Here is a 13,507-nt window from a genome sequence, read left to right as displayed (position 1 = left end):
GGCGAGCCGTCAGTACGCTAGGGCCACTCCGTCCGCGCGCATCTCCGACGCCGCCGCATAGACCCGGTCGCGGCCGGCCATGCGGTGCTCGATGCATTCGTAGCGGCCGAAGCCGCCATCGGATGCACCGATCTTCCAGCCCAGTCCGGCCAGCGCCGCGCGCGTCGCCGCCGGCACGCCTGCCTCCAGTCGTAGCAGCCCGTCCGGCCCGAGCCCTGCGATGTCCTCGCCCATGCTCTGCGACGATCCTTCGTGATGCCAGCGCGGCGCGTCGCCGGCGGCCTGGATGTCGAGGCCGTAATCGATCCGGTTGAGCACGATCTGCGTCTGCCCCATCGGCTGCATGTCGCCACCCATCACGCCGAACGCCATCCAGGGCCGGCCCGCGCGGGTGGCGAAGCCGGGGATGATGGTCTGGAACGGCCGCTTGCCCGGCGCATACAGGTTCGGGTGGCCGTCGTGGAGCGAGAACAGCTCGCCGCGATCCTGGAACATGAAGCCGAGCCCGTCCGGCACCAGTCCCGAACCCATGCCGCGGAAGTTGGACTGGATCATCGACACCATCATGCCGTCCGGGCCGGCGACGCTGAAATAGGTGGTGTCGCCGTGGCTCGGCGCGTCGCCCGGATGCGCCGGCGTCAGGATCCGGTCGGGACGGATCAGCCTGGCGCGCTGCGCCGCATAGTCCTTGGAGTTCAGCCACGCGACAGGGATCTTGGCGAAATGCGGGTCGGCGTAGTAGCGCCCCCGGTCCTCGTAGGCGAGGCGCTTGGCTTCCGCCTGCAGGTGGATCGAGAGCGGTGACTGGAACCCTGCCGCGCGGAGGTCGAAAGTCTCCAGGATGTTCAGCATCTGCAGGGTCGCGAGCCCCTGGGTGTTGGCCGCCATGCCGTAGATCTCGGCGCCGCGATAGGTTGTGACCAGCGGGTCGAGCCACTCCGAATGATGGCGCCTAAGGTCGTCGCGCGTCATCCAGCCGCCGATGCGCCGGAAATAGCGCTCGATGGTTTGCGCCACCGGCCCCTCATAGAAGGCGTCGCGGCCGCCTTCGGCGATCAGCCGGTAGGTGCGTGCGAGATCGGGATTGCGCCGCACGTCGCCCTCGTTCGGCATCTGGCCGCCGGGCGCATAGGTGTGCATCGCGTTCGCCGTCTCCTCCACCCCGATGCCCGGGCGCAGGAACACCGCGAGGTTGCGCTTGATGTAGTAGCCGATGATCTGCGGCACCGGAGCACCCTGCTCGCAGAGCGCGATCGCGGGCTCGAACAGCGTGTGCCAGGGCAGGCGGCCGTAGCGCTGGTGCAGCGTCCACCAGGCATCGAGCGCGCCGGGCACCGACACGCTGATCGCACCCAGCTTGGGGATGACGCCGTTCCTGGCCCGCGCGCGCACCGTCTCCAGGCTGAGGCCGCGCGGCGAGGCGCCGGAGCCGGCGAGCGAGACGACACGCCTGAGCTTCGGGTCCCAGATCATGGCGTAGCAGTCGCCGCCGAGGCCGGCACTGGTCGGTTCCAGGAAACCCAGGCAGGCGTTCGCCGCGATCGCGGCGTCCGCCGCCGTGCCGCCGCGTCGCAGGATGGCGATCGCCGCCTGGGTGGCGAGCGGATGCGCGGTGCCGGCGGCCCCGTTCAGGCCCATCGCCGCCGAGCGCGAGGCGAAGCTGGCCCCGGATGGCCGGTCACCGGCATGCACGTCCGGACGGTCGAAGCGCTCGGCGCCGTCGGGCTGGAACTTCGCCAGGCCCGCGGCGCGAACGCCCCAGGCGGCGTCCGGCGGCAGGGAGTGGGCGCCGCCCTGGCCCGGTGCCTCGGGTGTCGCGGCGGGGTGCGTCTGGGCACCGGCGGCGATCGGGACGGCAGCCGCGGGAAGGGCGGCAATAAAGGTGCGTCTGCGCAAGGTGTCTGTTTCCTCATGGCCGGCAGCCGATGTCATCGAAGCGTCACGTCGAAGGCCGCCCGGGTCAAGCCGGCGCGGCATCGCATGCTTTGCTCGGGTGGCGATCTGCCCTACCGTCGCGCGGCAATCGCAAACGAGTGTGCTGGTGCCGGAACCCGCGGATCGACCGAAACGCAACGCCCCGCGCGGGGGCAGGCCAAGGGCGATGGCGGTGGCCGCGGCGTCGGCGAGCGTGCAGGCGAGGCCGCATGCGCCCGCTCGGCGCCAGGGACCGGTCGCCGTGGAGGCCCGACGCCTGGATCCGGTCGAGGCGGTGCCGGCAATCGCGCCGGGCCAGCCGGGCCGCTTCATCAACCGCGAACTGTCCTGGCTCGACTTCAACCAGCGCGTGGTGGAGGAGGCCGACAATGCGCGCAACCCGCTGCTCGAGCGGCTGCGCTTCCTGTCGATCTCCGCCGGCAACCTCGATGAATTCTACTCGGTGCGGGTGGCGGGGCTGGTCGGCCAGGTGCGCGAGAGCCTGACCTCGCGCTCTCCCGACGGCCGCACGCCGGCGCAGCAGCTGCAGGCGGTGGCAGAGCGTGCCCGCCTCCTGCTCGACGAGCAGCAGCGGATCTGGCGCGAGCTGCGCGCCGCCATGCGCGAGCAGGGCATCATCGTCTGCGAGCCGGCGGCCCTCGGCGCCGAGGAGCACGCCTGGCTGGAGAGCTTCTTCATGGACCGGCTGTTCCCGGTGCTGACGCCGCTCGCCATCGACCCCGCGCACCCGTTCCCGTTCATGCCCAACATGGGCCAGGCGCTGGCGCTCCGCCTGCTGCGTGACGACGACGAGCGCCACGTGATGAGCGGGCTCGTCATGCTGCCGGCGCAGGTGGAGCGCTTCATCCGGCTGCCTGGTGGGGGACACGCTGGAGGGGGCCAAGCCGGGGCGGCCCAGGACCTGGCGCGGTTCATCCTGCTCGAGGACCTGGTCAGCCTGTTCCTCGATCGTCTGTTCCCGGGCTTCCATGTCGGCGGCCGCGGCGTGTTCCGGGTCATCCGCGATACCGACGTGGAGTTCGAGGAGGAGGCCGAGGATCTCGTGCGCTCCTACGAGACCGCGCTCAAGCGTCGGCGCCGCGGCGTGGTGATCCATCTCGATGTCGAGGCGGACATGCCGGCCGACCTCTCGGCACTGGTCGCCGACGAGCTCGACGTGCCGGTGGACGAGATGCAGCTGCATGCCGGGCTGATCGGCATGGTCGACGTGAAGCAGCTCATCGTGGATGACCGTCCGGACCTGCTGTTCGCGCCCTATGCGCCGCGCTTTCCGGAACGCATCCGCGATTTCGGTGGCGACTGCTTTGCCGCGATCCGCACCAAGGACATCATCGTCCACCACCCGTTCGAGAGTTTCGACGTGGTGGTGCAGTTCCTGCGGCAGGCCGCACTCGATCCCGCCGTGGTGGCGATCAAGCAGACGCTGTACCGCACGTCGCGTGACAGCCCGATCGTGAAGGCCCTGATCGAGGCGGCGGAATCCGGGAAGTCGGTCACCGCGATGGTCGAGCTGCGCGCGCGCTTCGATGAGGAGGCCAACATCCGCCTGGCGCGCACGCTGGAAGCCGCCGGCGTGCAGGTGGTGTTCGGCTTCGCCGAGCTGAAGACGCACGCCAAGCTCAGCCTGGTGGTGCGTCGCGAGGGCGGCGGCGTGCGCAGCTATGCGCATTTCGGTACCGGCAACTACCATCCGATCACCGCGCGCATCTATACCGACCTCAGCTTCTTCACCTGCGACGCGGCGCTGGTGCGCGACAGCGCGCGACTGTTCAACTACATGACCGGCTATGCCAGGCCCGCTTCGATGGACGTGCTGGCGTTCTCGCCGCTGACCACGCGCAGCACGCTGACCGGCCTGATCGATGCCGAGATCAAGTTCGCGCGGGCCGGCAAGCCGGCGCAGATCTGGCTCAAGATGAATTCGCTGGTCGATGAGGAGCTGATCGACAAGCTCTACGATGCGTCCCGCGCCGGCGTGCGCATCCTGATCGTGGTGCGCGGCATCTGCTGCCTGCGCCCGGGGGTGCCGGGACTGTCCGAGACCATCCAGGTGAAGTCCATCGTCGGACGCTTCCTCGAGCACAGCCGGGTGTTCGCGTTCAGCAACGGCCATCGCATGCCGTCGCGCGATGCGCTGGTGTATATTTCCAGCGCCGACTGGATGGCGCGCAACATGGACTGGCGCGTCGAGAGCATGGTGCCGATACGCAATCCGACGGTGCACGCGCAGGTGCTCGACCAGATCATGGTGATGGACCTGAAGGACAACCTGCAATCCTGGCAGCTCGGCCCCGATGCGGTCTGGCGCCGGCTCGATCCGGGCAGCAAGCCGTTCTCGGCGCACGAGTATTTCATGACCAACCCGTCCTTGTCGGGACGCGGCTCGGCGGCGCGCGGACAGGTGGTGCCGGTGGCGCGTCCGTTGCCGCGCCGTCCCGATCGTATCCTCGAGGATTGAGGCCCAGGCATGAGTGCAACTGGCATGAGTGCAGCTACCAATTCCGGCCGGCTGCGGCGCTCCGCCGTCGTCGATCTCGGATCCAATTCGGTGCGGCTGGTGGTGTTCGAGGGCCACGCGCGCAACCCGGTCACCATCTTCAACGAAAAGGCGGTGCTGCGTCTCGGACGCGGGCTGGAGGCGACCGGACGGCTGAACGAAGACGGCGTGGCCCAGGCGATGAGCGTGATGGCGCGCTTCAATGCGGTGGCGCGCGGCATGCAGGCCGACCCGTTCGAGGTGCTGGCGACGGCCGCGGTGCGCGACGCGAGCAACGGTGGCGAGTTCATCGGCGTGCTGCGAGCCGCGATGCCACAAGCCGGCATACGCATCCTGTCCGGTCTCGAGGAGGCCGACTATTCGGCGACCGGGGTGCTGTGCGGCCTGCCGCAGGCGGAAGGGCTGATGGCCGATATCGGCGGCGGCTCGCTGGAGCTGGTGCGGCTGGGCGATGGCCGCATGTACGAGGCGCGCACGCTGCGGCTCGGCGTGATCCGGCTCTCGGACCGGGCCGGTGGCGACGTGCAGCGCGCGCGCGCACTGGTCGAGAACGATCTCGATGGCGTCGAATGGCTCCCCGTCGCGAGCGGCCGCACGCTGTACCTGGTCGGCGGCGCGTTCCGCGCGCTGGCCAGGCTGCAGATCGCGCGCACCTTCTATCCGCTCAACATCGTGCACCAGTACGAACTCACGCCGGAGGATGCGCGCGAGATGACCGGCTGGGTGATCGGCGCCACCCGCCGCACCCTGGAGCGGCTGCCCGGCGCGCCGCGCAAGCGCCTCGACGACATGCCGTTCGCGGCCACCGTGCTGCGCCGGCTGCTGCGCCGGGTGCAGCCGGACCGCGTGGTGTTCAGCGTCGACGGGCTGCGCGAGGGCTGGTACATGCGCCGGGTCGCCCCGGGCGTGATGGACGAGCCGCCTTTGGAGGCCTGCTCGCATGACCTCGCGACCCGGCTCAGCCGCAGCACGACGCTGCCGCCGGCGCTGATCGACTGGACGTCGGCGCTGTTCGCCGGCGAGGGCGCCGAGGACCGACGGCTGCGGGTGAGTGCCTGCTGGGTGTCCGATACCGGGGCGCTCGATCATCCGGAATACCGCGCCGAGCAGACCTTTCTTCGTATCCTGCGCCAGCCCGGCATGGCGCTTTCGCATCCGACCAGGGCTTTCCTCGCCTTGGTGCTGGCGATGCGCTACGAGGCCGAGCTCGATCAGGCCTTCCTGCAGCCGGCGCGCCGCCTGCTCGACGCGCGCGGCTTCCAGCAGGCGGAGATCCTGGGGCTCGCGCTGCGCCTGGCCTATGTGCTGTGCGCCGGCATTCCCGAGCTGCTGGCCGGCACCAGCCTGCTGCGCGACGGCAACCGGCTGGTGCTGCGCCTTTCCGCCGAGCGGCTGGCGTCCGGCACCGAGAGCGTCGGCCGCCGGCTCGACCGGCTGGCGCAGGCGGCAGGCCTGGCGCCGGTGATCGAAGGCGCGTGACGCTGCGGCGGCCTGCGACTGCCGCACTGCTGGCCGCGCTCTTCGCCGCACCGGTCGCGCGCGCGGCCGATCCGTCCGCCTTGTGGAAGATCGTCGACGGGCGCTGCGTTCCCGACGAGAGGATGCATGCCGCCCCGGCGCCGTGCGAAACGGTCGATCTGGCGCAGGGGTACGCGGTGCTCAAGGACATCCGCGGGCGGGAGCAGTATCTGCTGATCCCGACGCGACGCCTGGGCGGCATCGAGAGCCCGGAACTGCTGCAACCGCAGACACCGAACTATTTCGCGGCCGCCTGGCAGCAGGCGCCGCTTGTCGAAGCCAGGGTCGGCCACAGCCTGCCGCGGGACGATCTGTCGCTCGCGATCAACTCGGCCTACGGGCGCAGCCAGAACCAGCTGCACATCCATATCGACTGCATCAGCACGGCGGCGCATGCGATTTTGCAGTCACGATCAGGCACGATTGGAAGCCGGTGGACAAGGCTGCCGCCGATCGCGGGCGTTGCGTATCGGGCCATGTTCATTGCCGGCGAGACCCTGGGACCGCACGACCCGTTCCGCCTGCTGGCGGCGTCGCTGCATGATACACGCCGCGAGATGGGCCGGCATACGCTCGTGCTGGTCGGCACGTCGGTGCCGCGCCCGGGCTTTTTCCTGCTCGACGGCGAACTCGACCGGCTGCGTCTCGACTTTGCCTCGGGCGAGGAGCTGCAGGACCATGCCTGCCGGATCGCCGGCACGCCCTTGCACTGACCCGGCACCTCAGAGCCTTGTGTGGACGGGTGCCTGGACGCAAGGGCATTTGACTTCGGCGCCGCGGTCGGGTGCGGTCACGTATCCGGCCTGTTTGCGCGGCCCATCACCGCTGGACTTGATGCAGTTCACGGCCTGGCTCCCGATCAGTCTCGGGCGCTCGGAGGCGCGGGCACTGGCTCGCGATCCGCCTCCTTTCGCGACCAGCTGGCTGACTTGACCTGGTGGATGACGCGCGCGATCCCGGGATCATCTCGGACGCGCGTCCGGTGCGGACGATGGACGTGCGAGGCAGCTATCGGATGGTGCCGTTCATGCCGTTCGGGAAAAAGCCGCCGCCCGTGGGAACGCCGTCATAGAGGATGTCCAGCGCCTGAGCCGGCGTCCGGCGATAGACCAGTGCATTGCTATCGACGTTGGTGAAATTGTAGGCCTGGCCCGGGATCGAGGTACCCTGATCGGCGACGCCGGAAAGCCTGGCACGCAGTGCGGAGATCGCGTCTGTGGCCTGACCGGCGCCGATATTGCTGAGCAGAGTTCGGATCGCGCCCGCGTGATATCCCTCAACCCCGAGAATGCCAGCTGCGGCTTCGACGTTGTCCTTATTGGTGAAATAGCGTGCAGCGCCTGCGGCGGCGGTAATGCAGACATCCTCGAGCATGTAGGCTCCAAGCAGAAAGGTCACGTCGCTTTCATAAGGATTGAAGGTTTGGCCTGGCGAGATCAGCCCAGCGCCGATGGCGAAATTGGTCCAGGACGAGGCGATGTCGACGGTTGGCTGCGCCACCGCGGCCGAACCAAGCACGGCCCGGAAGAACTGCAGGTGAGCCAGCTCGTCTACCGCAAGGCGCTGCACGTACTGCGCGATCGCAGCACTCTGGAAAGCAACCGGGCCGCCGGCGGAGACGGCGCCCAGTGTTCCGATCCCGGTGGTGTCCGCAGCCGGCACGCCCTGCCCGGTCAGTCCGTAGAGATAGTAGTTGGCGCCGAGTGCTTCGAAGTTCGAGAAGAAAGCAATGTAGTCGTTGTCGGTGTATCCCGCCGCCATCGCCGGGCTGCTTCCAAGCACCAGGCTGCCGGCACCGAGTGTTCCGGCTACGGCGGAACTCGCAGCACCTGCTCCGAGCGTGCGAAGAACGCTGCGTCGATCCATGTCGAGGCCGGGATATTGTGTTGTCTGTGCCACGTGGCGATACTCCTGGTCGACTGCCTGGTGTTCTAGCCGTGAACGGGCTGAAGCCTCTGGTGGAGGTGCTAGCGAAGGGTGCCGTTCATCCCAGTCGGGAAGAACAGGCCGCCGGTTCCGGCTGGACCGCCGCCATAGACAATGTTCAGCACCTGTGCGGGTGTGCGGCGGAACGCCAGGGCGTTGATGTCGGCCGAGGCGAAATTGTAGTTATTGCCCGGTATGATGATGCCCATGTCGTCCTGAACTCCCGACAGCTGGGCGCGAAGTGCCGAGATCGCATTGGCGACCTGACCGCCGCCGATATCGGCGAGCAAGGTACGGATCGCGCCGCCATGGTATGCCTCGACAGCGAGGATCGCACCCGCGGCTTCCAGGTAGTCCGGGTCGGTGATGTAGCGCGCTGCACCTGCGTAGGCGGTGACGCCGACGTCCTCAAAGATGTATGCACCGATCAGGAAGCTGATCTCGTCCGCGAACGGATTGAATGTTTGACCCGACTGGATCAGCCCGGCGGCTACAGCCAGCGTTGTAAAGCTCGTGTCGAGATCGATGCTCGGTTCCGCGACCGCGGCCGCGCCGAGGGAGGTCCTGAGAAAGCGCACATGTGTCAGCTCGTCCACCGCAAGCGTTTGCGCATATTGCGCAATCGCTTCACTTTGGAAGGGAACCGCACTGCCGCCGGTCACGCTGCCCTGAACACCAACTCCGGCCACATCGCTGCTTTGCAAACCGGTGCCGAGGAACGCGCGTAGATAGAACTCGGCTTCGAGATATTCGAGATTGAGCGCGAAATTAAGGATCTCCGGGTCGGTCAAGGTTGCCGCCGCGGCCGGTTCGGCGTTGACGGCAACACCTGCGGCGGCTACCGCGGCGATACCAGCGCCCAGGCCGAATCGGCGCAAGGCCGAGCGTCGACCCGCGTTCTCCTGCCCCGGCTTGTCCTGCCCCGGCTTGTCCTGCACTGCCATCTCGATCGATGGATCGTAGGGCGGCCGCGATGAAGACGATGCATCGGTCATCTAATAGACTCCGAACAAGAGCGGACCTTGAGCACCCAATTTTTCCGGGAGCGTCACGAGGTTTCGGTGGACATACCCGCGCGGGCCGTCGCGGTTCCCCGGGCCGAGCAGCGCCGGACGATCAAGCACATCGTTTGGATGTATAGGCACGGCTAACCACCGGGTGGGCGTGTTCGTCCTGGTCGGTCTACTGCTCGCTAGGGCGTGCTGGAGACCAAGCTTCGTCGTCGACCTTACTTTTGCCCTCGCTGCTGCCGGTACGGAAGCTACTCGGATCAGCGCCGTATACAGCCCGAAAGGCTCGGGAGAAGTAGCTCCGGCTCACGTAGCCGATGCTCTTCGCGACGACCTTGATCGGCAGGTCCGTCGTCGTGAGAAGGCGGGCGGCGATTGACAGGCGCGCTTTCTGCACGAAATCGATGGGGCTCTGCTGGAACGCCTGTGAGAAGTGCTCGGCGAAGGACGCGCGGCTCATTCCAGCCAACGACGCCAAGCTCTCTACGGTGTGCGCCCCCGCCGGGTTCTCGATGATGGCAAGCATGGCGCGTGCAAGCCGAGGATGGTGTAGTGCCGAGAACAGGGGCGAGGTGGCGTCGTAACGAGGCAGGCTCTGGCGCAGCAGCGTGATCAAGCACTGCTTCATCAGCGCCTCCGTCATCGCCTGCGTGCCAAGGCTAGGGCTGGTAACCTCAGCGAGCATAAGCTCGAAGGCGTCCCTGGACGTGGAGCTGGTCGATAGGTCTTCGATCATCGGCTCGCGCAGGAGATCGAAAGGTCCCGGGGCGCTTCCATAGGAGGCCGGGATCGTGCCGCACAGCAACAGGATGTCGCTTTTGCCGTCGCCGGCTGTGAAGGTGACGAGGCCATCAGCCAGCATCGAGCAGTGATCTTCCGCGAGGACCGTCCGTGCCGTGGCACCTGCCTCCCCAAGCACGTGCGACTGGCGGGAGGGCACGATCAGGACGCTCCGGGAAGCAAACGGCAGCCATTGACCGTTGCTTACGCGTAAGGACCCAGAGCCCTGCAGAACGTAGTGGACCGTGATCACATCGAAGGAGGGAAAGGCGAGCCGAAATCCCTGTTGGATCTCACAAACGGAAAAGGCGTGAAGCCGAACGGCTAGAGCTGTTAGGAAACGGTCAAGGGTATCTGCTGCCATTTCGCAATCCTTATCTCTGCCCTTTCTCAACGGCTTGACGCGCCTAAGTCCGTTGGCGTTCGGCGCGCACTCCCTGCTCACGCGGCTGTGAGCATTCGAGGGTTTCTTTGCAGCCTCAACGTCGTATTGCCGCGCCACGACCGAGACCGAGGCTCCGGGCGAAAGCGATGCCGCGACGATCTCCCGCTTGAGTGCCTCAGGCCATGACCTATGCCGGCGCCTGACCCTCGAACTTGTGTCCATTACCGCGTTCGTGAACGCTTCCAACATGAGCACGGCGACCAGGTCCGCCACGCGGCTGATCCCTTGGGGAGCGATCACGCCGAGCTCGGCCATATGCCCGCGCGACGCGTTCACCATCATGGTTCGCTGCCGCACCAGCAGCTCGCGCGTCCGGTGCAGCATCAGCACGGCCTGTTGTTCGGCCGATTTGACCGGCACGAAACGCATGGTCGGCCGGGTGACGGCCTCGCAGATTGCTTCCGCGTCGGCTGCGTCCGTCTTGCCGCGCTTGACGTAGGGTTTGACGTAGCTCGCCGGCATCAGCCGCACCTCGTGGCCCAGCGCCTTGATCTCCCGTGCCGAAGGGCCGCGGCCGGCGTGACGCTCCGAGCGCCGAAGGGCCGCGGCCTCCTGGCCGTGAGCATCGGAGCGGAGGAATGGCGCCCATCCTTGGAAAGAGGGGATCGCCAGCAGCAGGCGTTTGCAAATGGGCTTTCAGAACGACTTCAGCAGCCGGTCCAGGTAGTCGAGTTCCGCCGGCGGGCGGGTGCGGTCGGTGTCGCGCCGGCGCAGTTCCTGCTCGATCTCGCGCGAGCGTAGCCGTTCGGCGGTGTCCGGCACGTGGGTATCGCCGTCATCGGCATGCGGGCCGGCGCCGATCGGACGCCCAAGCGGATCGCGCTGGCCGGGATGCGTGTCCTGGCCGTCGCCCTGCGCCTCCTGGCCCGGCGCATCGCCGGGATCCTCCGACGGGCTGCTGCCCGGCATGCCCGGCAGGAGCATCGGGCTGCCACCGCTGCTGGACGAGGCCAGGGCCTGCTGCATCTGCTGCCCGCCCTTCTGCAACGCCGCCAGCGCCTGCTGTTGCGCCTGCTGCGCCGCCTGGTCCTGGCCGGCGGCGAGGGCCTCGCGGGCGCTCTGCATGGCGCGTCCGGCCTCGTTGAAGCCGCCGGGCTGCTTGCCGCTGAGGCCCTTGAACTCCTGGCCCAGCTCCTCGAGCGCCCGCGACAAGGCGTGCTGGGTGCGGGTGTCGGTCGCACGCTGCGCCGCGCGGGCCTGCTCGGCGGCCTGGTCGGCTTTCTGGCGCTTCGCCTCCGCCTGCGGATCGGGCGCGTCCGGGTCACGGCCGGTCGGGTTCGGCGGCGGGAAACCCTGCTCCTGCGGCGGCGACACGCCGAGGCGGCTCAGCAGCTCGGCCGTCGCCTCGTCCATCTGGCCGCGCTGGTCGGCGCCGCTTCGCGCTTGCGCCTCGCGCTGCTGCGCGCCCTGCCGCGCCTGGCTCTGGTCGAGCAGGTCGCCCTCGCGTCGCTCCAGGTCGTGCAGGCCTGCCATCTGCTCGCGCACCTGCGCCTGCGCCTGGGCCTGCTCGCGCAGGCTCTGCAGGTCCTGCGGCGTGGCGCTGCGCATGCGGTCCAGCATCGACTGCATCCGCTGCAGCTGCTGCATCGCCTCCTGGGTATGGCCCGCTGAGGCGGCATCGCGCATCTGCTGCAGCATGCGCGCGAGGTCGCCGCCGGTGAGAGCATGCGCGTCCGGCATCGGCGGCAGCATGCTGTGCTCGCGTTTCGCCTGCTCGGCCAGCGCCTGCAGCCGGCGTCCGATGGCGGCGGTCAGGGCCTGGATGCGCCGCTCGAGCTCGGACTGTTCGTGCGCGATCTGGCCCTTGTCGCCGAGCTGGCGCATGTGCTCGAGCTGCTGGGCGAGGGCGTCGCGGGCGGCCCGTACGTCGGAAGCGGCCCGGGCGCCGGCGCGGTCGTTGTGCAGCCCGTCCTCCAGCGCCAGCGCCAGGTCCCACAGCCGGGCGGTCGCCTCGACGATGGCGGCGTCGTCCGGCACGTCGTCGTCGCGCAGCAGCGAGGCCGCGCTGGACAGGTTGAGGAACAGCCCGGGGTCGGTGGCGAACGCGCCAGGTGCCTCGCCCAGCGCCTGCAGGTCGGACGCCGTCGCCGCGCGGGTCTCGCGCCCGAGCGCCAGGCGCTTGCGGGCGTCGAGCACGGCACGCGCCAGCGGATTGCGGAACGGCCGCTGCGGCAGGCGCAGACGCGCCTCGCCCGACAGCGCGGTACGCCCGGTGGCGTCGGTCGCGAGCAGGGTTGCCACCACCGGCTCGCCGGCACGTGGATCGGCGGCGAGGTCCGGCAGGGCAGTGCCGCTGGCATTGCGCGCATCCGGCGGCAGCGGGATCGGGACCCGCAGCGGCGCGATGCCGGCAGCCTTCGGATCGGCGAGCCGTAGCTCGGCGGCGAGAGTGCTCACGCCATACGGGTGCGCCACGTGCCAGGGCAGGCGGGTCAGCCAGGGCTCGGAGGCGGGACCGGGGGTGCCGTTCCAGGCCACGACGATCTGCGGCGGCGGCGCCACGCGCAGGGTCCAGTCCGCGAGCGCGCGGCCGTTGGCGCGCAGGGTCAGGCGGGTGCCGGCCCGCAGCGCGTGGTGCAGGGCCCAGCTGCCCGCCGCCAGCCGGTCGAAGCGGACCCCGGACGCTGGCTCCGGAGGCGCCGGGTTCGGATCAAGCGCTCGCAGGGCGAGCCGCGGATGGCCGAGCACACCGGTCAGGCTGAGCTGCAGCACCGATCCGGCCGGCACGGTGACGTCGGCCCGCGCCTCGGCCAGGAACACCGGCGCGGCGTGGGTGTCGTCAGGCGGCGTGACCCAGGCCTGCAGGCGCGGCATCGGCCCGGGCGGCTCGAACAGGCCCGGCAGGAAGCCCGAAGCCAGCCGGTCCCCGATGTTGCCGCCCGCGACCAGCAGGGCCGCCAGCAGCGCCGGCCCGAGCAGCAGGCTGAGGCGATGCGGATCGTGCCGCAGCAGGCCCAGGCGTGGCCAGCCGGTGCGCAGCCCGCCGATGGCAGCACCCACGCGCGCGAGATGCGCCTCCCAGATGGAACCACCGATGGCACCGGCGTCGCCTGCCGGCCGGTCGGCGAGGGCCTGCAGCGGACGGTGGCGCAGGCCGGAGCGCTGCTCGATGCGGCGATCGATCGCATTCTGCGGCGGCGTGGCGATCCGGCGCAGTCGACGCCAGGCCAGAGACAGCACGGCGCCGAGCACGAGCAGCAGCAGCGGCACCTGCAGCCACACTGGCAGACGCTGCGGCAGGTCGAGCAGAGACAGCACGGCGTAGAGGGCGAGCCACGCGAGGCAGTGCAGCAGGGCCGGCCACGCCTGCTCGATGCGCAGGATCCGGGAGGCACGCTGCCGGGCGCGGCCGGCCTCGGCGCTCCAGTCCGAGGGCGATCCCGCCATTTTCATGCA

Annotated in this window: 7 protein-coding genes and 2 pseudogenes; 3 read left to right on the top strand and 6 right to left on the bottom strand. The window is 69.2% G+C overall.

Annotation, left to right across the window (positions count from 1 at the left end):
• Positions 1–9: 9 nt before the first annotated feature.
• The gene (locus tag ACQY4O_RS08170) at positions 10–1,896 is read right to left on the bottom strand and encodes a gamma-glutamyltransferase family protein (protein WP_428375684.1); all 1,887 of its coding nucleotides are present in this window, start codon (positions 1,894–1,896) and stop codon (positions 10–12) included.
• A 205-nt stretch (positions 1,897–2,101) separates the two neighbouring features.
• Between ACQY4O_RS08170 and ACQY4O_RS08165 the strand changes: the two genes are divergently transcribed.
• Genes ACQY4O_RS08165 through ACQY4O_RS08155 form a run of 3 tightly spaced genes read left to right on the top strand, consistent with a single transcriptional unit; the run spans position 2,102 to position 6,663 of the window.
• A complete protein-coding gene (locus tag ACQY4O_RS08165) occupies positions 2,102–4,393 on the top strand; it encodes an RNA degradosome polyphosphate kinase (RefSeq protein ID WP_428375683.1) in 2,292 nt (763 codons plus the stop codon).
• Between the two features lie 24 nt (positions 4,394–4,417).
• Positions 4,418–5,911 (top strand): Ppx/GppA family phosphatase, encoded by a 1,494-nt coding sequence (locus ACQY4O_RS08160; protein ID WP_428375681.1) that lies wholly within the window; start codon positions 4,418–4,420, stop codon positions 5,909–5,911.
• The gene (locus tag ACQY4O_RS08155; protein WP_428375680.1) at positions 5,908–6,663 is read left to right on the top strand and encodes a CDP-diacylglycerol diphosphatase; all 756 of its coding nucleotides are present in this window, start codon (positions 5,908–5,910) and stop codon (positions 6,661–6,663) included. Before ACQY4O_RS08160 ends, ACQY4O_RS08155 begins: the two co-directional genes overlap by 4 nt.
• A gap of 295 nt (positions 6,664–6,958) precedes the next feature.
• On the opposite strand, the gene ACQY4O_RS08150 is transcribed toward ACQY4O_RS08155, so the two are convergent.
• The 5 genes and pseudogenes from ACQY4O_RS08150 to ACQY4O_RS08130 all read right to left on the bottom strand — a co-directional run bounded on the left by ACQY4O_RS08150 (position 6,959) and on the right by ACQY4O_RS08130 (position 13,498).
• A complete protein-coding gene (locus ACQY4O_RS08150) occupies positions 6,959–7,849 on the bottom strand; it encodes a ferritin-like domain-containing protein (protein WP_428375679.1) in 891 nt (296 codons plus the stop codon).
• 68 nt (positions 7,850–7,917) lie between these two features.
• Positions 7,918–8,871: a ferritin-like domain-containing protein gene (locus ACQY4O_RS08145; RefSeq protein ID WP_428375678.1), complete on the bottom strand. Its 954-nt coding sequence runs from the start codon at positions 8,869–8,871 to the stop codon at positions 7,918–7,920.
• A gap of 187 nt (positions 8,872–9,058) precedes the next feature.
• A pseudogene (locus tag ACQY4O_RS08140) lies at positions 9,059–10,009 on the bottom strand (helix-turn-helix domain-containing protein); the annotation flags it as partial.
• Between the two features lie 144 nt (positions 10,010–10,153).
• Positions 10,154–10,612 (bottom strand): annotated as a pseudogene (locus tag ACQY4O_RS08135) (IS110 family transposase); the annotation flags it as partial.
• A 135-nt stretch (positions 10,613–10,747) separates the two neighbouring features.
• Positions 10,748–13,498, bottom strand: a complete 2,751-nt coding sequence (locus tag ACQY4O_RS08130; protein WP_428375677.1) for a DUF4175 domain-containing protein — start codon at positions 13,496–13,498, stop codon at positions 10,748–10,750.
• Positions 13,499–13,507 lie beyond the last annotated feature (9 nt).

This window comes from Lichenicoccus sp., from assembly GCF_965277665.1.
Taxonomy (GTDB): domain Bacteria; phylum Pseudomonadota; class Alphaproteobacteria; order Acetobacterales; family Acetobacteraceae; genus Lichenicoccus.
The sequence above is the reverse complement of the archived record's forward strand: the minus strand, read 5'-3'. Positions and strand labels throughout refer to the sequence as shown.

Coding starts and splice junctions, on each gene's coding strand:
- ACQY4O_RS08165 (WP_428375683.1), top strand. CDS start 2,102: ATGGCGGTGGCCGCGGCGTCGGCGAGCGTGCAGGCGAGGCCGCATGCG.
- ACQY4O_RS08160 (WP_428375681.1), top strand. CDS start 4,418: ATGAGTGCAGCTACCAATTCCGGCCGGCTGCGGCGCTCCGCCGTCGTC.
- ACQY4O_RS08145 (WP_428375678.1), bottom strand. CDS start 8,871: ATGACCGATGCATCGTCTTCATCGCGGCCGCCCTACGATCCATCGATC.
- ACQY4O_RS08130 (WP_428375677.1), bottom strand. CDS start 13,498: ATGGCGGGATCGCCCTCGGACTGGAGCGCCGAGGCCGGCCGCGCCCGG.